This window comes from uncultured Lactobacillus sp., from assembly GCF_945290125.1.
In the GTDB taxonomy this organism is placed as follows: Bacteria; Bacillota; Bacilli; order Lactobacillales; family Lactobacillaceae; genus Lactobacillus; species Lactobacillus rizhaonensis.
The window spans coordinates 13738-34520 of record NZ_CALYQV010000002.1 but is presented as its reverse complement, the minus strand read 5'-3'; the positions used below and the strand labels follow the sequence as shown (position 1 = coordinate 34520).

Here is a 20783-nt window from a genome sequence, read left to right as displayed (position 1 = left end):
CAAAGGAGGATAAAATATGCGTAAGCAATCTGTATTTCTAATTGTTTATGGTGTGATATCAGCTTTTATTGCTTTTCTTGCCGTAATTTTCATCTGCTTACGCACATTGCACTGGTCTTTACCGGTTGCTGTTTTAGTGGCTAGCATATTTGCCTTATTTTTCTTTGCTCTTTCATGGTTTCGGGGTCATGCTTCCGTTGAAATAAAGCGGATCGCAAGTAAATATCACTTATCCGATGAGGATTTAGCCGAAATTACGGGAATGAAAGCAAGTGATTTTCCAATATATAACAACAAGTTGCAATTAATTTTGCCTAAGCGTTATTGGCCAAAAATATTGGATGCCTTGCAGAAATATGAACAAGAAAGAATGTAAAAGTGGGCAAATTGCCCACTTTTTTATTGCATGCGTTTACAAATTAAACTGATAGACAAAACAACTGCTTTACTTTTTACAGTACTACTTATCTTACTATCTAGGGAGATGCATAATGAGTTTATTAACAGTTAAAAATTTAGGACAAGGCTTTGAGGATAAAACTTTGTATGAAAATGCCAGTTTCGTCCTTAATAAAGAAGACCATATGGGAGTCACTGGCCAAAATGGGGTTGGCAAATCCACTTTGATTAAAATTTTAACTGGTGAAATACTGCCTGATGAAGGTCAAATTAAATGGCAAAATAAGGTAGCAGTTGGTTATCTCGATCAGTATGCTAAATTGCAGCAAGGCGTGACGATTCGGCAGTTTTTGCGCACAGCTTTTGCTCCCCTTTATCAAAAAGAACAAGAATTAAACTCACTTTATGAGCAATATGCAACTGAAGGAGCTGATTCTCTACTCGCAAAAGCGGGTAAGCTGCAAACTTACTTAGAGGAAAACAACTTTTATAATATTGATACAGAAATTGAACGTGTTGCTTCTGGTTTAGGCCTGGCTGAGTTAGGGTATGATCATGATGTGAGCCAATTGTCAGGTGGTCAAAGATCAAAAATCATTTTAGCTAAATTGCTGCTGCAAACTCCGGCTGTTTTACTGTTAGATGAGCCAACCAACTACTTAGATGTTGTTCATATTGACTGGCTGGTTGATTATTTGAATGATTTTGAGGGTGCTTTTATTGTTGTTAGTCATGATTATGACTTTTTAAACAGAATTGCCAACTGCATTATTGATATTGATCTGGGCACAATCACGCGTTATACCGGTACATTAAAGCAGGCAATGAGGCAAAAAGAAGCTAATCGGGAAACTTACATGAAGGCTTATACTAACCAGCAACGCAAAATTGCTAAAACGGAAGCATATATACGTAAAAATAAGGCTGGAACCCGGTCGAAAATTGCCAAATCACGGGCGCGCCAGTTGGCAAAGATGGAAGTGCTGAATCCACCCAAAAGCAATCAAAAACCGCATTTTGCATTTCCTTATGTAGCAACAGCAGCCAATTTACTTCTACAAACACAGGATTTGGTTATCGGCTATGACCAGGCGCTGGTAAAAGAAGCTTTTAATTTTTCAGTTGGAAATAATGAAAAAGTTGCTATTACTGGCTTTAATGGGATTGGTAAAACCACGTTATTAAAAACGTTGCTGGGGCAATTAGAACCCATTTTCGGCACCTATAAATTATCAGAAACTGCCAAGATTGCTTACTTTAAGCAGGAGTTGACCTGGCCTAATAATAATATGACTCCTCTGCAATATCTGCAGGAAAATTTTGAACAGATTAAGCCTAAAGAATTAAGAGGCGCTCTGGCGAAATTAGGTGTTACCGCTCAGCAGGCAATGAGTCCTTTGAAAAAATTATCGGGTGGTGAGCAAGAAAAAGTTAAACTGGCTAAAATGTTGTTTGAACCTGCTAATTTATTGTTTTTAGATGAGCCTACCAATCATTTGGATCGCGATGCTAAAGATGCACTTAGGCAAGCTATCGTTAAGTTTCCTGGCGGAGTCATTATCGTTAGTCACGAACGAGACTTTTTCCAAGGTAACTGGGTTAATAAAACTATTGATATTGAAACGATGAATAAACTTTGAGGTGAAAAATGAGTGCTGAACAAAGTGAACTGTTTTACCAGGATTTACTTGATACCTGTTTAACTGCCGGTGAGCTAATGATAGAAGGGGGCAGTGAAATGTATCGGGTTGAAGATACAATGCTGCGTATTGCTAAAAGTGCCGGGGAACCCGATCCGCGAGTCTTTGTGGTACCAACAGGCGTTTTTATGAGTCTCGACCACGGCAATTATTGTCAGAGTATTTTAGTACATGAACGCAATATTAATCTTGAGTTGGTTGACCGGATTAACTCATTATCGCGAGCTTTTGCGGATAAAAAAATCACTTTGCAAGAAGTTAAACGGGAAGTAGATAAAATTGCCCACGGTGGTTTTCCCACATTTCCCTTATGGTTGCAAACTATTGGTGCTGCGGTTTTAAGTGCCACGCTGATGGTAATGTTTATGAATAATTATGATTGGGTTGATTTTCCGGCCGCAGCTTTCGTTGGAGCAATCGGATTTCTCTCTTTTTATTATTTTAAACGTTTTACCAACGTCAAGTTTTTGGCTGAACTGGTTGCTGCTCTGGTTATGACTATTGTAGCAGCTGGTTTAGTTAATCTTTTTCCCAAAATGATTATTGATAACATTCTCACCGGTGCGTTGATGCCGTTAGTACCTGGTTTGGCTTTGACTAACGCTCTGCGGGATTTGTTTAAGGGCGATATTCTTTCAGGAATGGCGAAAATTTGTGAGGCCTTGCTCACAGCCTTTGCGTTAGGCGGTGGAGTTGGTATTGTGTTAAAGTTTTTAGGAGCTTAAAAAATGCCTTTTTGGTTAGAAATAGTAATTAACGTTGCCTTTGCTTATTTAGCTTCTGTTGGCTTTGCCCTAACAATTAATGTTCCGCGCCGAGTGCTTAATTTAGCTGGTATGAGCGGTATTATTAGCTGGATCATCTATTGGCTGGCAATGAGAGCATCAATGGGACGGCTGCTCTCAAACTTGCTTGGTTCATTTGCCATTGGTATATTAGGAATAGTTTTTGCCAGGATAAAAAAATGTCCGGCTACAGTTTTTTATATTCCGGCAATTGTGCCTCTAGTACCCGGGGTTCCTGCTTATCAGGCAGTGCGAGAATTAACCTCGGGCAACCTGAGTGGAGCTAATGATGCGGTTATAAGAGTAATAATAGTAACAGGGTCAATTGCTCTCGGGATGCTTTTATCAAGTATGTGTGTGGAAATCTTTTTCAGGATAAAAAAATTTTACAAACGTCATTCGAATAAGTATAATAATTAATGCGAGTCGACAAAAACGCGAGATGCGTATTTGTGTGAGGACACTCGCCTTAAGTGGCAGGCGCGGGAAGTGCTGGTGGTTGACCAACCTGATGTGAACAGAAGTAGTCACTTGTTATTAATAACGAGCCTCGATTTGAAAAAGAGCAGATTCTTAATTGAATCTGCTCTTTTTTCTATTCTAGATATAATGCTTGTTTTCCTTGCTGATTATAACTTTTCTCCAAGTTTTGCCACGGAATTTTTTTATTTTTATGGCCAAAAGGATCATTAACATAAACAACATGAGCTTTTTTGTCAAAGCCAGTAATAACACAAGCATGAGAAGATGGTGTTACATGAACTTCACCTTGAGCTGTTTGCCATGTTTGCATATCGCTAACATGATTAAAGTTTGTGGTAGTTATGATTAGCACAGGATGACCATCAGAAACTAATTTCATTACTTGAATAAAATCATGATTAGTAAAATTTTTAATCCGATTAGTATATTTTAGTCCTATTTGTTCTAAAGGCTCATTATAAACGCACCAGCCAGCATTTGCCTGGCTCATATAACCGACAAAGCCTACATGGGGATTGCCTCGATATTTGCCATCATCCGTATAAGAAGATACATGCTTAATATTTTCGGATAAGTTTAGTTTATTTACCTTAATACCATAATACTGTAACAGCATTGATAAGGAAGTTACTTCGCAACCATTTGGTAGTTCTGGGTACTGGTTTTCTAGTGGAACATCCAGTTTTTGAGAGGATTTCAGGGTAACCCAGTCATAGCGATCTTTAAAACTATTAGAATTAAGGGCACCAAAAACTGCACCTAAGAGAACGAGACCTAGGAATATAAATAAAATAGCTTTAATGGAAAATCTTTTCTTTTTCATAAAGCTATTTAAACATAGATTGTTTCTTAAAAGCAAAAAATCGTTCAAATTAATGAACGATTTTTGTAAAATTAACTAATTCTTTAGTGAAAGTAATAATTAGTGGTGAGTTGCGCCTGACAGAGCGTCAAGACTGTGGTCTTCACCTTTAACTGCCATACCTTCAACGTCCATACCTGGGCAGAAGACTTCATCTTCTGGAACGCCTCTTTCTTCAGCAAAAGCTTTAGTCAGAGTTTCCATGTCCATCAAATGAAATTTCTTGTCTGGGTCTTTTGGATCAACAATTTGAATTTGCGCCATCATACCGGCATCTTCGTGCTCGATAATGTGGCAGTGGTACATGAAGACACCAGTATTTTGGAAGTAAACCTTTATGCGAACTGTTTCTTGAGGTGCTACTTCGATAGTGTCCTTGTATACTCCTCTTTCGTTTGGATATGGTTCTTTACCGTTACGTGATACAACAAGGAAGTGAGCACCGTGAGTGTGGAATGGGTGCAACATGCCGTTAACTTTATCGTTAGTGTTAGTTACATCCCAATATTCAGCATTCATCAATTCCTGCTTCATATCAATTCTTTTCATTGAGAACAACTTACCGTTGATCATGTTGTGGTTATCCATAGTAACATGAGGAACTGGTGAGTTAGGGTTAACAACTGGATCATATGGTTTAAATAAAGTATCAGGAATTACGCTGTCATCTTTTTCATAACTGTGAATTCTAAATTCAACCAACTTGAAGTCGTCAGTGTAAAGATTGACAACATCGCCTTCTTTATAATTGCTGAAATCAACAACTACTTGTTGACGTTCACCTGGTCCAATTAAGACTTTAGTCAATTTAACTGGGTGCTCCAAGAATGAGTCATCACCGGCGATTTGGGTCATTACCAAGTCATCACTAAAGTGCAGGCGCCATTCACGACGGTTAGAACCACCTAAGAAGAGCAAACGTACTTTTTGAGTAGTGACATCAACGTATGGCCGAACAACACCATTGATGATTGGAGTGTCGCCAAAGATGCCCATCGCGTTGTAGTCTGCCTTGTAGTCAAATTGGTTGTCTTCGTGGAAAATACGGTCTTGCAAAATAATTGGGAACTCATCCTTGCCGTAAGTCTTAGGAATTGGCAACTTAGCTTCGTTGGCATCAGTAATAACAACGCCCATAGCTAATCCCATCCAAACTTGCATGGCAGTTGATGGACATGGGTGAGCATGAAGCCAAGTTAAAGCTGCTGGTTGTTTAACTATGAAGTCAATTTGCTTTTCTTCACCTGGGTATACTGGTGAGTGACAAGCACCATCGTTACCGGGACCTGAAAGTTCCATACCGTGCCAGTGGTAAGTAGTCAATTCTGGTAAGCTGTTCTTCAAAGTTACATGAACGTGTTGACCTCTGGTTAAAACCATAGTCTTACCAAGAACTGGGAAGTTGTAGCCCCATGTGTGAGTCTTTTTCCCTGGCAAAAATTGGAAGTCGCCTTCTTGAGAATCGATTGTATACCAAACATCGTTATTTTCTTGTTTATCAGGCTCTAATACTGGAGGAACAATCAAAGGCTGAGCTTCAACTCCTTCAGGAATATGAAGATCTTTGTATCCCATTTGGTGGTTTTTATCAAAATCTTCAGAATTATAGAAATAATCTGTGTAAACTTTATCTGACATATTCGTCTACCTTTCAGTTAAAAAATTTAGTGAAAAATTTTTAGTTACATGTTAAATTTACTCTATGTGAAAGCGCTTGTAAAGTAGATAAGTCTATGTTTTTTTGATAAATTTTTATAAAAGCGCTTTTGCAAAATTTTAAGGGCTAAAGCGTTATTTAATATTTACAAAAATAGTGCGTAGCTTTCGTTTTCTTTAAACTAAATAATTTCAAAAATATTATAAAATAACCCTGAGCAGAAAAAATGTTTTTTAAAAATTATTTTTAAAAGAAATAAAATAAATTGTTTTTGAACAAAAATTTGAGTATCGTATAAAAGATGATAAAAATTGATAAATTAGATAAGGATTTTTAACTTGAAAATAAGCTTAACAGATTTCACTACTAAAATAGAAAAGCAAGATTATATTGAAGACTTAGAAACTACTAAATACGCTGATATCAGCAAGTCCAAAACCAAATTACGTGAGCAGGCAACTAAATTAGTTAAGGAAACTAAAGCTGCCCTTAAGCATAATTCACTGAGTCATATTGCTCTTGAAATTAGCGGTCAAAGACCTATAACTTTTGCATTAGAGACCAATATGATCAACTTGCCATATAGTAATTATAAAAAGAATGCCAATTTTTTCGAGGAAGGTAATGAATATCCGGTTGCAGTATACTTTGAAACGCAGTCGGAATATTTGAATGCATCAGGATTTCGAATTGATCAAATCGCGACAGAAGCAGAAATTGAGCAAAATGAAGCCGAAGTTATTGCCAAATTAACAGATGCTATGCAGGAAAAAATAAAACAAGTACGTGAATACCAAAAGCCTGCTGCTTCTGCTAAAAAGAAGACCATTGTTAAAAAGCCTAAAACAAAAAAGTCACAAAAAGAAACAAAGACTAAGAAATAAAATATCTGAGACTTAGTAGGTGAAAATTAATTCAAATTTGAACGTAACTATTCAAAAGGTGTTTTTTACCATATAATGGAAGAAGATGCAGGAGGTCCATTATGATTAGCTGGAATCTACTTGGAGTATTGTTATGGGTAGTAGTTATTCTTTATTTTGTTTTTGTTGTGCAAAACATTCGTAAGCGCCGCATCACAATGATTATTAAGAAGCACCGGCAATTTAGCTGGCCCAATTTTTTAATAGATATTATTGAAGTAGCCGCTCTGTTAGTTGGGATTGTCTGGTTATTTGGCAAGACTATGCTGGATAACCCGGATCTTGATGATACGACTAAGATTAAGTCTCATATTACCTATGAACCGATTGTCATGAACCCGGGAGAAGGCAACTCAAGTTACGTTACAATTGATTCGAAAAAGAAAAGAATTAGTACCCAGACTTTCACTTATTACAGGCCAGGTAAAAAAATTAAAGTATCCAGTGATTTTGCTACGGTGGCTTATGGTAAAAGTCCTCTGGATCTTAATGCGGCTAAAATTCCCTACGACAAAAAGCAACTGCAGACAATGGACCGCAAATATCAACGAGCTTACGTTGCTATATACACCGCTAACTATAAAAAAGTCTGGCAAAATGGTATTGGCATGCATGCAGGGCATAATGCTACTCGTTATTACTTAATTAGGATTCCGGATTCATCGTTTATCAAGGAGAAATAGAAAGAAATTAAATAAAGCGTTTGCATAATTTTAAAAGTGTGATATGCTTTATCTGTATTGAAAATTTAAGTAGATTGTTACTATCAAATTAGGCGAGACTACTAGTATAACTGATGAATTTTTATTGTTCATCGGCTATTGCTAGTAGTCTCTTTTTTTCTGCAAAAAAGGAAGATGTTATGCGCCTTAAAAAAATTTTTAATAATAACAGCATTTTAGTTGATGTTGGGAAAGGACAGGAAGCTATTGTTTTCGGTAAGGGAGTGGGGTTTGAACAGGGCAAAAATAGACTAGTTGATACTAAAAAAATTCAGAAAATATTTTATTTAGACAATAAGAAGGATAAAGAGTCGTTTAATTACCTTTTCCATAATATTCCTGCAGATATTATTTCAGCAGTTTTTGCGGTTATTGAAAATGCGCGAATCAATTATCATTTTCAGGTTTATGATTCGATTTATCTCACCTTAAGTGAACATGTCAATGGCGCCTACAAATTACTGTTAGCAGGAAAATATCGGGAAAATGAAATTCCGGATTTAAGTGAAAAATATCCAAAAGAATATCAAATTGCAGACGAAGCTCTTGGAATTATTAACGATAAATTAGGCGTTGAATTCCCACCTTCAGAGGTCAAAAGTATAGCGCTTCATTTTATCAACAGCAAGATTCCTACGGGTATTGCCAAGCACGAGGGTAAATCGAAATATATTTTTAACACGTCTAAATTAATTAATGTCGTTCTTAATGTCCTGGATAACAATAACATTTATCAAAATGGCAAAAATCGGGACAGCTTTAGACGATTTCTAATTCATTTGCAGTATCTGGCCAAAAGGCTCTGGCGTCCGCCAGAAAAAAATGAATCTATCGATAAAAAGATTGAATGTGACATGATCAAAGCATATCCGCGATCTTACAAAATAACTGAAGAAATTTTTCAGGCTCTTAATGTTGAATTTAATTTTCATCCGTCAGACGCAGAAAGAGTTTATTTTATCATTCACATTCATCAAATTTTAGGACCAAAAGAAAAGGAGAAAAAAGATGGCAACTAAAGAAGAAATTTCAATGGCAGGCTTTGAAATAGTCGCTTATGCTGGCGATGCGAAGACTGCGTTAATCACAGCACTTGATGAAGCTAAAAAAGGCAATTATGACAAGGCCAGAGAGCTGGTTAAAAGTGCAGACAGCTCTTTAAACGATGCTCATAATGCACAAACAAAACTAATGAGTAAAGAAGCTAGTGGTGAAGAAATGGAAACCACATTTATCATGTCACACGGGCAGGATACTTTAATGACTACGATGTTGTTAAGGGATGAAGCTAAATACTTTATAGATTTGTATGAAAAGTATAATTCCGCTTTGAAGGAATTGGATGAACTAAAAAATAAGTAAATGAAAAAGGAGTTTAAAAATGAATGCTGTAATTAAGCAAATTGAAAAAGCACAGCCATTCTTTCAAAAAGTCGCCGCTAATAAATATCTGCGCGCGGTCAGAGATGGCTTTATTGCTTTAATGCCGATAATTATCTTTTCCAGTATATTTTTACTGATAGCTAACGTGCCTTTGATTTGGCACTTTGCCTGGCCAACCAAAGTGGCTAATGCATTAAACATGTTTTACAACATGTCCATGGGAGTTTTAGCATTAATGGCTTCTTCATCGGTTGCTAAGGCCTTAACTGATTCGTTTAATTTGGATTTACCGAAAACGGATCAGATTCCAACTGTAGGTGTGCAGTTTACTGCACAGGTTTCTTTTGTCTTGGTAGCTGTTGATACTTTAACTGATAAAATGAACAACCTGTATTTTGCAGTTGCAATGATTGGTACCAAAGGATTAATTTGTGCCTTTCTGGTAGCATTTATAGTTCCCAATGTGTACTACCAATGTTTTAAACATAATATTACGATTAAATTGCCAGATGCTGTACCCCAAAATATTGCAGGAGCCTTTAAAAACATTATTCCTTTTGCATTTAGTACGTTTTTCTTCTGGATCTTTTCATTAGCTTTTAGAGCTGCGACCGGGACAAATTTAGCTGCTTGGATTATTCAAGTTTTATCTCCGTTGTTTACCGCAGCAGACGGTTATTTTGGTCTGGCAATAGTATATGGTGCGATGGCTTTCTTCTGGTTTATCGGAATTCAGGGACCATCTATTGTTGAACCAGCAGTTACTGCTATCTATTTAAGCAATGTTGAATTAAACTTGTCTGCTTGGAAAGCTGGTAACATTGCAGGTGCCAACAGAATTTTGGCTCAAGGTACACAGTACTTTGTTGCTACTTTAGGTGGTACTGGCGCTACTTTAGTAATTACATTAATGTTTGCTTTCATGTCTAAATCAAAGGAATTAAAAGCAGTAGGTCGTGCTGCATCAATTCCAGTTTTATTTGGGGTTAATGAGCCAATTTTATTTGGTGCACCATTAATTTTGAACCCAGTCTTCTTTATTCCTTTCATTTTGACACCAATTGCCAATGTCTGGCTTTTTAAAATATTTGTTGATGTCTTCCACATGCCTGGCTTTATTTATAATCTTCCTTGGACTACACCAGGAACACTCGGCTTGATAATGGGTACCGGTTTTTCGATTGGGTCAATTATCTTGGCAATATTGCTTCTAGTAGTTGATGTTGTAATGTACTACCCATTCTTTAAAGCATATGACATGCAAAAATGTACTGAAGAAGCTGCAAAAGTAAATAATGACACAAGCGAATCTACTAATGCAACTGCTACTAATACCAGTACTGAACCAGCAGCTTCTGTTTCTGAAAATAATACTAATAAAACTGCAAGTGAAAGCAAAATTCCACTAGCTAAAACAAAAGATGGTAAAAGTCTGAATGTTCTCGTACTTTGTGCTGGTGGTGGTACCAGTGGTATTTTAGCCAAAGCCTTAAACAAGTTAGCTGCTGAAAACAATTTACCTTTAGCAGTGGCTGCTACTTCATTTGGTGCTCACCACGATTTGCTTTCAGGAATGGACATCGTTATTTTGGCACCGCAAATGAATGCGATGAAAGATGAACTGAAAAAGGAATGTGATAAGAATAACGCAAAGATGATTACGACTACTGGTAAGCAATATATAGATATGACACAACATGCTGACAAGTGTCTGGACCTGATAATTGCTAACATTTCTGAATAAAGGAGAATAAAATGACTTTACTAAATAGAGTACAAAAATTACCTCACGATTTCGTGTGGGGTGGTGCCACTGCCGCTTATCAAGTTGAAGGTAGCACTCAAGTTGATGGTAAAGGCAAAACGATGTGGGATGATTACCTTGAAAAGCAAGGCAGATTTTCACCAGATCCTGCTAGTGACTTTTACAACCGGTATCCAGAAGATATTGGGCTTGCCAAAAAATATGGTTTAAATGCTGTGCGCGTTTCAATTGCTTGGACCAGAATCTTTCCTAAGGGTTACGGTCAAGTAAACCAAAAAGGTGTGGAATATTATCATAAATTGTTCAAAGAATGTCTTGATAATGGCATTGAACCTTACGTTAGCCTACATCATTTTGATAGTCCTAAAACTTTATTTGATAATGGTGACTGGTTAAACCGTAAGAATATTGATTACTTTGTGGACTATGCCAAGTTTTGCTTTAATGAATTTAAAGAAGTAAAAAACTGGTTTACAATTAATGAACTAATTTCTTTAGCATATTCACAGTACATTGCCGGTACTTTTCCACCAAACCATCATTTTGACGTTACTAGTGCAATTCAGGCTGAACATAACGAGTTAGTGGCACACGCCAGAGTGGTTAATTTATATAAAGAGATGGGTTTACCAGGTAGAATTGGTCTAATTCATGTTGTTCAACCAGTATATCCAATATCAACCAGCACTGAAGATAAACATGCAGCTAAATTGCAAGATGCGTTTTTGAATAAATTTTTGCTTGACGGGACGTTCTTAGGCTATTACTCAGACGATACCATGGCATCAATTAATGAAATATTGCAGTTAAATGACGCTCATTTGGATATTCAAGACGGTGACTTGGATATTCTCGCTAAAGCTGCATCACAAAATGATATTTTTGGTTTAAATTATTATCAAAATCAGTTTATTAAAGCGTATCATGGCGAAAGTGAAAACCACTTTAACGGTACTGGTGACAAGGGTACTTCTTCCTTTAAGTTTAAGGGAGTAGGAGAAACTGTCAAAAAGCCAGGGGTACCGACAACTGATTGGGACTGGAATATTTTCCCACAGGGTCTCTATGACACATTAAAACGTATCAGTCATGATTATCCTAACTGCAAGACAATTTATGTGACTGAAAATGGCTTAGGTTATAAGGATAAATTTGTCAGACCAGATAAGATTATTGATGATACTCCAAGAATTGATTTCATTGATCAACATGTCGCTGCCCTTTTAAAAGCTCGCAGTGAAGGAGTGAATGTCCAAGGCTACTTTGTATGGTCTTTGCAAGATCAATTTTCCTGGGCAAATGGCTACAACAAACGTTATGGTCTATTTTATGTAGATTTCAAAACTCAGAAGCGTTATGTTAAAAGGAGTGCTTTATGGTTTAAAGAATTAGCAGATACAATGAATAAAGAATAAAATTTAAGCAACTAACTTAGTTTAAACCCCGAAATTGGATAAATTTCGGGGTTTTCCAATGGTCAGTAAATTTTTTGAAAAATAAGGGGAACAAGTCTGATTGTGGCAGTTAGTCCCTTGTCTAAAATTGAAACTATGATAAAGCTACATTTTACATTAATTGGCAATCTCTATTGTTTCTTTTTTACGAACTTGAACTAATAGATTTCCTTCAATAAAGGCGAAGATAAAGCTGGCTGTCAAAAAGTCCACCACATTACCGGAAGAGAAAGCAGCAAGTAGGATGAAACCACTGGCAACGATTAAGGAACTGACTAAATAAGTCCGTGCTGCTTTATACCTGAGCCACCTGTAAGCACCATAAATTAACACTGCCAAATATGGTCCAACATACAAGAGCATTCCCAGCCAGCCTAAGGAATATATTTGGGCAGTAAAGTCCCGTTCTAAATTAAAAATATTATTTTCTCGGATGTAAGAAATACCAAAAAGCTTGTCTAGTTTGTTGTTATTGGTTTTGATTACTTGATTAAGCATAGCCTTTTCAATATGACGGTTTTCCATTCGCGACTGACCCGGTTCATTCATAATGTTGAGCCAAAATTCAGGGTCATATTGGTAAGGATAGCTTTTAAATACAAATTTGGGATTAAGCGCATATTCTTGATAATTTTTCTTAATGAAGTAACGCAAAAACTCTTTTCTTTTTTCGCCATTAGGATATTTTTGTAAACCAGCTGCTAATTCCCTTTTTTCGTCCGATAAATCATGGTCAGACTGTTTAGCCAGATAAATTTCATAATTATAACGCTGAATTGCAGGGCCGAAAGGCAATATCACTAGGGATCCTGCTTCTATTAAGACAGCAACTAAGAACGCCTTGCCACCCTTTTTCACATCTTTAATCAGATATTTATGTATGCCAAACAGGATGAGGCCAATTATTATTCCACCAGTCAGACCGATAGCAGCAACTTTGGTGCCGATCTCAATCATTGCCAGAGCCTGCACCACATTTAATAAAATGGTATGCCAGTTAAAAGAGGTGAAAAGATAGTAGAGCATAAGTGGCAACAACATAAAGAGAACGGCCGAAATCATGTTGGTAAAATTGAAGAAACCTTTAGAAGCCATGTGAGAATAACCAATATTGGGATTAAAGAACCATTCAAAAATGTTGGCGCTGATAGTTCCTGTTTCGTATGATTTCAGGGAAATAACGAAAAGGTTGGAAAGTACAATAGTGCCGGAAAAAAGCCCCGAAATGCCTTCAATCACCATTTGCAATTGCTTGGGCCCAAAATCTAATTCATCAGTCAAATATAGCACGGTTAAGGGCAATATCATTCTAATTAAATAGAAGATTTCTCCACTAGGAGAATAACCATAATTGTTCGGACTCACACTGGTAAAATGTTGCACATGCATTAAATGTAATGCTGAATAGATGACTAACAGAACAATATAAATTAGCAACAATTTTTCCTGTGATAGTTTCTGCCAAGAACTTTTCGAGCTAAAGTAAAAGCAAACCAGAGTCGCCACTGCAAAAATACGGATAATTGTTGGCAGTGTAAATGGTAAAATATTAGCCAAAGTGCCATGATAGAACCAATATAAATCTAGAAACGGTTGTATTAGAATGAACCAAAATAAAATGGTTCTTGCTTTTTCTTTCACTTTTTTCTCCATATCATAAATATTTTCATGGTTTAATTTTAGGCAAAAATTAGGCAAAAAAAAAGAGCAGTGAACATTAATCACTGTTTCTTAATTAAAAAATAGTTATTATTCTTTGTTTGTGTCAGCAGTCGTTTTTTCTTTGGCAGATTTTTTAATCTTTTCTACTTTAACGTCACTTTTTGCTAAAGCCTGAATTTCCTTCATTTTCTTTTTAGAGACGCTCTTTAAGTTCTTAAAGTTGACAACTATTTTTTGATTGAGGTCACTAACTGCAGTTTTATCAGCTTTATCATAATCGATTATTTTTAACAGAACAGAATTTTCATAAATTTTTTCTACTTTGCCCACAAATGGTTTAGTCAATTCTTCTTCAGACTTGGCACTGAGAATGTCATCTGCTTTGACGTCAGCTTTTTTCATAATAAATTTTACTTCCTCTCTTAGCCATGTTTCATTATAATAGAAAGATATTATTATAAAAGCGAATAGTTTTCAAGTAAAGGAAGCTCGGATTTTGCAAAAATTAATTTTAATTGCTGGCCCCAGTGGTGCTGGTAAAACTACTATTTCAGAATACTTGGCAAATACATTCGCCATTCCCAGGGTATTGACCCACACAACCCGGCCAATGAGGCCGGGAGAAAGCTCAAAGGAATCATATCATTTTGAAAGTGCTGCCAGTTTTAAAAAATTGCATTTTTTTGAACATGTCAAATACGGTTCCTACCAGTATGGTTCAAGTAAAGAAGCTCTAGATCAGGCTTGGCTGGATCATGATCTAGTATCTTTGATTGTCGACATTAAGGGGGCGCAATCTTACCTAGCGGAGTTAAAAAAACAGGTCTATTTTTTATACGTTACTGCTAGTTCTAAAAAGATGCTGGCTGAACGTTTAATAAAGCGCGGAGATGATCCAAATAAGATTAAAGAACGGTTAACTGGCAATGAACTAAATGTCCTGCCGCTTTCTCTGCAAAAATACGCGCATATCTTAGTTAATGATGATTGGAATCAGACTAAACGTGAACTGAACGATATTGTTAAAGAACTAAGTAAGTAACTTGTCTGGGCAATTACTTTTGTAAAAATGGTTTCAAATTAAAATTCTTAACATTTTGTAGCTCGTTTGACACGAATGTGTAACATTAAATGAGTAAGATAGAAAATGTCGGAAGAAATAGATAAGTAGTTTTAACTCTGCTTGCTAAAATTAATAAATATATTTAGAAAAGAGTTTAATTTTGAAACACGGACACTCGAAAGGATTAATTAAGTTAATAATTGTTATTGTCCTCTTTTTCACTGGTGCAGCTAGCGTAACGGTAGTTAGTGCTGCTACTGCCGATGATGTTAGTGCTAGTAGTGTAACCAAGAAACGTACAGCTGTAGCTAATTTAGCTAAAAAGCAAGTTGGCAAAGGCTATGTATATGGCGCTGAGGGTCCTTATTCTTTTGACTGTTCCGGTTTAGTACAATATGTCTACAAGACAGCTGGAAATAAAATTTTACCAAGAACTACATATTCACAAGTTTTACAAGGTAAAAAGGTTTCACTAAAAAAATTAAAGAAAGGTGATTTACTTTTCTGGGGATCTTCAGCTGCCCCAAACCATGTCGGTATTTATGTGGGTGATAACCAGTTTGTACATGCTGCTACGCCAAGCCAGGGTGTTTTAAAGCAGTCAATTAGTGCTTATTTTTATCCTTCCGCTGCTAAACGTATTTTAGATTAAGAACTCTTTTCTAATTTTCCCCAAATTTGCTAAACAATAAAATTAATTTAAGCGTCCTTTTACTGCCAAATTTGTGAAAGGGCTTTTTTACGTACCGGTATTATTTCTGTAACCTTTTTGTAATAGTAAGCGTGTAAAATTGATTTTGTAATATAGAAGTAGAGCTTATTAATATAAATAGTTTGATGCGAATACGGGGGGATTTTGATTTTGAAGATTAAAAGTAACTTAGTTAAATTTACTACTGCTGCGGCGCTAACCATTACTGGTATAGGTGTTGCCGGTTTAGCAAATAATAATTTGACAACTGCTAATGTTAAAGCTGCCACTAGTAAAGTAAAAATCAATTATGTTCCCGGTTATGGCATCAATATTTGGGATAACTATGAAAATCCTACTTTTACCGGCCAACGGATAAAACACGGTAAAACGGTTAATGTTTTAAGCAGTGCCGTTGATAAGAAAGGTAGAACCTGGTATCAAATTGGTGAAGGTCAATGGATTCAAGCACGTTACACCGTCAAACCAGGTGTTAAAATAAAGTCTATAAAACCCAAAAAATCTGTTAAGCAAGCCGAAAAAGTTGTGGATTTGGCTAATGCAGAAGTGGGCAAAGCATATGCTTGGGGTGGCAATGGACCTCAAGGATTTGACTGCTCAGGTTTGGCTCAGTATGTATTTAGTGAAGCTACTGACGTGAACCTGAGTCGTAGTACTTATTCACAAGTTAAACAAGGTAAACAGGTTTCGATACAAGACTTAAAGCCTGGCGATCTTCTGTTTTGGGGATCAGCAAGTGCTCCATATCATGTTGGTATTTATGTTGGCAATAACCAATATGTTCATGCTGCTTCTCCTTCACAAGGTGTTGTTAAAGATAGTTTAAGCTCATACTTCTATCCCTCAGTTGCAAAACGTGTTCTTGAATAGGAATATACTAAAAATTAAAACACTTAGAAAATCTTCTAAGTGTTTTTTAGTACCATTTGATTGGTGTAACTTGATTAAAAATCTGAAGCGTTTAAAATGAAGTTAAATACTAGTTTTTGGTCACATTATGCTACCAAAGGAGAAATGATTTGATGAAGCGTAATTTTTGGAAAATAAGTCTTGCTGCAGCATTGACATTAACCGGAATTGGTGCTGCTTCACCACAAAAAGCTGTAGATGCTGCTACGTTTAAGACACCTATAAAAAGAATACAAATCAATTGTCTGCCAAATAAGAGTGTGAAAATATGGACAAATTATAATGGCGGACAACTGATCAGTTTTCGTGCAAAAAATAAAAGTAAATGGAATGTTGCCAAAACGGCTGTTGATCGCAAAGGTAAATTATGGTACATGATTGGCGACAGTGAATGGATTGAAGCACGTTACACGCAAGATTTAACGCAGGATTCTAATACCCAAACTGTGCACGAACAAGTTAAGAGAGCTGTAACCAAAAAGAAGAACAAAAAGGCTAAAAGCAAAATTAAAAAAATAGCAGTTGAACCGGATAAGCAGAAGACAGCTAAGCCAAAGGCGCAGGAGCAAAAGATAGTTGTACCTAAGCTTAATAATGCGATCCAAACGAAGAGTGCGGCTAATGTAATCCCAATAACACGTTTAAGTAATAAAGTTTCTGCTGATAATGTTTCTAAACGTGCACAAGACGTGGTGAACTTAGCAGAGAGTCAAATTGGTAAAGGTTATGCCTGGGGTGGAAATGGTCCAGATAATTATGACTGCTCGGGACTGGTTCAGTATGTTTATAATCAAGTCGGTGGCGTGCAATTGCCTCGCGTAACGACTGACCAAGTAAAAGTTGGAGTAACTGTAACGATGAACCAGCTGCAGCCAGGCGATCTCTTATTTTGGGGATCAGAAAATGCACCTTATCATGTGGGGATTTATGTTGGTAATAATCAGTATGTTTGTGCTGCAACGCCTGAACAGGGGGTAGTATTGCAGACAATCAGTTCATATTTTTATCCTTGTGTAGCAAAGCGCGTTATTCAATAATAAAATGGTAGTTTTGAGGTTAAGATACTTTGAGTAAATGAAAAAGATTCTCACAATAATAAATATGTGAGGATCTTTTTTCTAGTTAATATAATTAGCAAAGCGCGCTTGTTCTTGGGGGGAAAGACGTGCAACAACATGAATACCATCATTTTGATAGTTTTCTTTTAATACTTGAGCATTTTCATGCAAGTAAGACAAAATTTTTCCGGCAGACATGGGTAAAAGCAAATTGATTTTTTTATAACTGCTAAAAATATGCTTAGTTATCAAATCAGCAAGGGTTGCGATAGATTTAGCATCGATTGCAGAATATAGAATACCATTACCTTCAATTTGCGGATAATTACGCTCTGACTTGTCAGCCTTGTTATAGGCAGTAATTATCGGTGTGTTTTTGACGCCAATTTCATCAAGAACATTTTGTGTGGTGCGGATCATCTGAATCATATTGGGATCAGAAGCATCAACGACGTTAATTAATAAATCGGCATCTTTTACTTCTTGCAGTGTAGCTTTAAAAGATTCAATCAGGTTATGGGGCAATTTAGAAATAAAACCAACTGTATCTGAAAGGATAAAGCTAAAATTATTATCTAAGTCGATACGACGAACATTTGTATCCAATGTAGCAAACAGCATGTTTTTGACAAAAACTTGTTTGGCACAGTGTTTGGAGAATTCTGTTAATAACCCATTCATAGTAGTTGATTTGCCGGCATTAGTGTAGCCGACTAGTGCTACTTTAGGAATATGATTTTGATTGCGTCTTTTGGCTTTAATTTCTTCTTGTTTACTAATAGTTTGTAATTCCCTTTTTATAACAGAAATTTGTTTACCAATTGTGCGCCGATTCAATTCCAGTTTCGTTTCACCAGCCCCACGGTTGGCAAAACCACCACCGGTGGAACCGCCATTACCGCGTTGTTGATCCAAAGAATTTTCTGAAGGATGCAGGCGCGGTAATTCATATTGTAATTGCGCCAGCTGCACTTGTAATTTTGCTTGCTTAGTCCGTGCACGGCTTGAAAATATTTCTAAGATTAGTTCAGTACGATCAACTACCCGCAGCTTGGTCAGTTTTTCTAAATTACGAATTTGTACAGGTGTTAGCTCATCATTAAGTACTAATACTTTTGCTTTTAGGCCTTGTGCCATATCTTTAATTTCATTTATTTTTCCCAGGCCAAAATAAGTACCAGCTATTATGTGTTCCTCATTTTGTCGCGCCTGTCCCACAACCTGCATGTTTGCGGCTTCTGCAAGATTGACAAGTTCACTCATGTAATAATCAAAATTAGTGTCATTTAAATTAACTCCTGCAATAAATGCTTTTGTCTTATGGGGAGTATTTTCAATCATTTAATTCTCTTTCTATATGTGAAGTTATTAATAGTGATCTTATAAATTAATATTTTTTAATCCTCATGATTCATACCTCTTTTGTTTTGCTATTAGTTTAATTTTAATACATCTATGTCTCTTTACCAAAAAGAAGATTAATTGTCCGCCAATTTTGGTGGCAAAATAAAGCTTTTTAGGATAACTGACCCAATTCATTTATCTTAGCGCCAGCTCTTTTTATCTAATAAGTTTTGCAAAAATTATTGCTAGTAGTTTTTATTACTTGGCAGAGAGAAAAAAAGGAGTATAATTCAATCTATTAAGGTACCTAACTAATTTTGAAACGGAGATATTTGTAAAAATGACACAAAGAATAAGCTATCAAACTAATCAAAAGGTACAACAGAATCGCTGGTGGATTCTGGTTGCCGTGGGACTTTTTACGTTTATGTCAACTTTAGATGGCACAATTGTTAATATTGCTTTGCCAGTAATCAGTAAAGATTTGCAGATTCCAATGAGCCAGTCCGAATGGGTAGTTTCGCTCTACTTAATTGTAGTCTGCAGCTTTATTTTGTTTTTTGGAAAGTTAAGTGATATCTTGGGCAAAATTAAAATTTTTCGCTTAGGCGCAATCTTTTTTATTGCCGGGTCACTTTTATCAGGTTTTAGAATCAATCTATTGTTTTTGCTAGGCGCCAGGGCCTTGCAAGCATTTGGTGCCGCTATGACCATGGCTACTAATAATGGTATTATTACTGAAATTTTTCCCACTACAGAAAGAGGAAAAGCGTTAGGAACTATCGGTTCCTTTGTTGCTCTGGGTTCAATTGCTGGTCCTGGTTTAGGTGGATTAATATTAAGTCACCTGTCCTGGTCTTATATTTTTTGGCTTAATGTGCCAGTGGGAATCATTGCTGCATTAATTGGCGCCAAATTTTTACCCAAAGACATTACTTTTACCAAAGCTCCTTTAGATAAAATGGGCTCATTCAGCTTTGCTTTAGGCATGATTACTCTATTTGGCGGCATTTTTTTAGGCCAACAGTTAGGTTTCAGTTCTTTACCAGTTTTATTAATGCTAATAATTGGTCTTTTAAGCTTTATTTGGTTTGTTTATGTTGAAAATCATGCTGCCAATCCACTGCTGCAATTCAAGTTGTTTAAAAATCCGGATTTTTCAGTTAGTCTGCTTTGTGCATTATTAATTTTTATTACCAACTTTTTCTTCAATGTGGTCACACCTTTTTACTTGGAAAATGCGCGGCACCTGTCTCCGAGTCTAACTGGCTACATATTAATGATTTTGCCTGTAGTTCAGCTGTTTGCTGCTCCGGTTGCAGGATCTCTTTCTGACAAGATTGGTCCTAAACTAATCACATTTATTGGTTTGGTTTTACTGTTAATCAGTCAGGTGGGTTACACATTATGCAACTTAAATTCACCAATTTGGTTGTTCATTATCAGCATCGCTTTAATGGGATTGGGAAGTGGCATTTTTAGTTCTCCTAATAATTCACTTGTCATGGGTTCCGTTGAACAAAAAGATTTAGGTGTTGCTGGCAGTATTAACTCTTTATCCCGTAATCTTGGTATGGTTATTGGTATTTCCAGTGCAACTACTGTATTATTTGCGGCAATGAGCAAAGCAAAAGGAGCCAGAGTTACCGCATATTTACCGAAGCATCCTGAAATTTTTATTTATGGTATGCATGTAGTTTTCATTATTTCAATGATAATTTGTTTAGTTACTGTTATCTTAAGCGGCTGGAGACTATTTAAAAATAATAAATTATAAGCTGTAAATAAGTGCTGAAAATAAAAATTTTCAACACTTTTTTGCTTTAAAAAATAATTTTTTAATAATTATTTCTTCTTTTTACTTATTTGGGTATATTATTATAATGGGAAAGTGCAAAACGA

The 20783-nt window shown here is 36.2% G+C and carries 20 protein-coding genes; 15 read left to right on the top strand and 5 right to left on the bottom strand.

The window, feature by feature from the left end; all coding sequences use genetic code 11:
• Positions 1–16: 16 nt before the first annotated feature.
• From Q0K80_RS00700 to Q0K80_RS00685, 4 genes are all read left to right on the top strand, one after another.
• Complete coding sequence (locus Q0K80_RS00700; protein ID WP_294601791.1) at positions 17–376, top strand: hypothetical protein; 360 nt, start codon at positions 17–19, stop codon at positions 374–376.
• A 115-nt stretch (positions 377–491) separates the two neighbouring features.
• Complete coding sequence (locus Q0K80_RS00695; protein ID WP_294601789.1) at positions 492–2039, top strand: ABC-F family ATP-binding cassette domain-containing protein; 1548 nt, start codon at positions 492–494, stop codon at positions 2037–2039.
• 8 nt (positions 2040–2047) lie between these two features.
• Positions 2048–2824, top strand: a complete 777-nt coding sequence (locus Q0K80_RS00690) for a threonine/serine exporter family protein (RefSeq protein ID WP_294601787.1) — start codon at positions 2048–2050, stop codon at positions 2822–2824.
• A 3-nt stretch (positions 2825–2827) separates the two neighbouring features.
• The gene (locus Q0K80_RS00685) at positions 2828–3304 is read left to right on the top strand and encodes a threonine/serine exporter family protein (RefSeq protein WP_294601785.1); all 477 of its coding nucleotides are present in this window, start codon (positions 2828–2830) and stop codon (positions 3302–3304) included.
• Positions 3305–3479: 175 nt separating this feature from the next.
• Here Q0K80_RS00685 and Q0K80_RS00680 read toward each other — a convergent pair whose 3' ends face one another.
• Positions 3480–4190 (bottom strand): C39 family peptidase, encoded by a 711-nt coding sequence (locus tag Q0K80_RS00680; RefSeq protein WP_294601783.1) that lies wholly within the window; start codon positions 4188–4190, stop codon positions 3480–3482.
• Positions 4191–4289: 99 nt separating this feature from the next.
• The gene (locus Q0K80_RS00675; RefSeq protein ID WP_294601781.1) at positions 4290–5867 is read right to left on the bottom strand and encodes a multicopper oxidase domain-containing protein; all 1578 of its coding nucleotides are present in this window, start codon (positions 5865–5867) and stop codon (positions 4290–4292) included.
• A 357-nt stretch (positions 5868–6224) separates the two neighbouring features.
• On the opposite strand from Q0K80_RS00675, the gene Q0K80_RS00670 reads away from it, so the two are divergent.
• From Q0K80_RS00670 to lacG, 6 genes are all read left to right on the top strand, one after another.
• On the top strand, positions 6225–6770 hold the full coding sequence (locus Q0K80_RS00670; RefSeq protein WP_294601779.1) for a hypothetical protein: 546 nt from the start codon (positions 6225–6227) through the stop codon (positions 6768–6770).
• Positions 6771–6871: 101 nt separating this feature from the next.
• Positions 6872–7492 carry an LVIS_2131 family protein gene (locus tag Q0K80_RS00665; protein WP_294601777.1) on the top strand — a complete coding sequence of 207 codons (621 nt, stop codon included), beginning with the start codon at positions 6872–6874 and terminating at the stop codon, positions 7490–7492.
• A 179-nt stretch (positions 7493–7671) separates the two neighbouring features.
• Positions 7672–8550, top strand: a complete 879-nt coding sequence (locus Q0K80_RS00660; RefSeq protein WP_294601775.1) for a PRD domain-containing protein — start codon at positions 7672–7674, stop codon at positions 8548–8550.
• On the top strand, positions 8540–8893 hold the full coding sequence (locus Q0K80_RS00655) for a PTS lactose/cellobiose transporter subunit IIA (protein WP_122026486.1): 354 nt from the start codon (positions 8540–8542) through the stop codon (positions 8891–8893). Before Q0K80_RS00660 ends, Q0K80_RS00655 begins: the two co-directional genes overlap by 11 nt.
• A gap of 19 nt (positions 8894–8912) precedes the next feature.
• Positions 8913–10658 (top strand): PTS lactose transporter subunit IIBC, encoded by a 1746-nt coding sequence (locus tag Q0K80_RS00650; RefSeq protein WP_294601770.1) that lies wholly within the window; start codon positions 8913–8915, stop codon positions 10656–10658.
• An 11-nt stretch (positions 10659–10669) separates the two neighbouring features.
• Positions 10670–12094 carry a 6-phospho-beta-galactosidase gene (gene lacG / locus Q0K80_RS00645; protein ID WP_294601768.1) on the top strand — a complete coding sequence of 475 codons (1425 nt, stop codon included), beginning with the start codon at positions 10670–10672 and terminating at the stop codon, positions 12092–12094.
• Positions 12095–12250: 156 nt separating this feature from the next.
• Here the strand turns inward: lacG and Q0K80_RS00640 are convergent, their stop codons facing one another.
• Together Q0K80_RS00640 and Q0K80_RS00635 are read right to left on the bottom strand one after the other, a co-directional pair.
• On the bottom strand, positions 12251–13774 hold the full coding sequence (locus Q0K80_RS00640) for an O-antigen ligase family protein (protein ID WP_294601766.1): 1524 nt from the start codon (positions 13772–13774) through the stop codon (positions 12251–12253).
• A gap of 108 nt (positions 13775–13882) precedes the next feature.
• The gene (locus Q0K80_RS00635; RefSeq protein ID WP_294601764.1) at positions 13883–14197 is read right to left on the bottom strand and encodes a DUF2187 domain-containing protein; all 315 of its coding nucleotides are present in this window, start codon (positions 14195–14197) and stop codon (positions 13883–13885) included.
• A gap of 94 nt (positions 14198–14291) precedes the next feature.
• On the opposite strand from Q0K80_RS00635, the gene Q0K80_RS00630 reads away from it, so the two are divergent.
• From Q0K80_RS00630 to Q0K80_RS00615, 4 genes are all read left to right on the top strand, one after another.
• Entirely contained in the window at positions 14292–14837 is a 546-nt protein-coding gene (locus tag Q0K80_RS00630; RefSeq protein ID WP_294601762.1) for an AAA family ATPase, read from the top strand.
• 181 nt (positions 14838–15018) lie between these two features.
• Complete coding sequence (locus tag Q0K80_RS00625; protein ID WP_294601760.1) at positions 15019–15510, top strand: NlpC/P60 family protein; 492 nt, start codon at positions 15019–15021, stop codon at positions 15508–15510.
• 210 nt (positions 15511–15720) lie between these two features.
• Entirely contained in the window at positions 15721–16440 is a 720-nt protein-coding gene (locus tag Q0K80_RS00620; RefSeq protein ID WP_294601758.1) for a C40 family peptidase, read from the top strand.
• A gap of 152 nt (positions 16441–16592) precedes the next feature.
• Positions 16593–17516, top strand: coding sequence for a C40 family peptidase (locus tag Q0K80_RS00615; protein WP_294601756.1), 924 nt, complete (start codon positions 16593–16595; stop codon positions 17514–17516).
• An 81-nt stretch (positions 17517–17597) separates the two neighbouring features.
• On the opposite strand, the gene hflX is transcribed toward Q0K80_RS00615, so the two are convergent.
• Complete coding sequence (gene hflX / locus Q0K80_RS00610; protein ID WP_294601754.1) at positions 17598–18878, bottom strand: GTPase HflX; 1281 nt, start codon at positions 18876–18878, stop codon at positions 17598–17600.
• 343 nt (positions 18879–19221) lie between these two features.
• Between hflX and Q0K80_RS00605 the strand changes: the two genes are divergently transcribed.
• Positions 19222–20658, top strand: a complete 1437-nt coding sequence (locus tag Q0K80_RS00605; protein WP_294601751.1) for an MFS transporter — start codon at positions 19222–19224, stop codon at positions 20656–20658.
• The last annotated feature ends 125 nt before the right edge of the window (positions 20659–20783 follow it).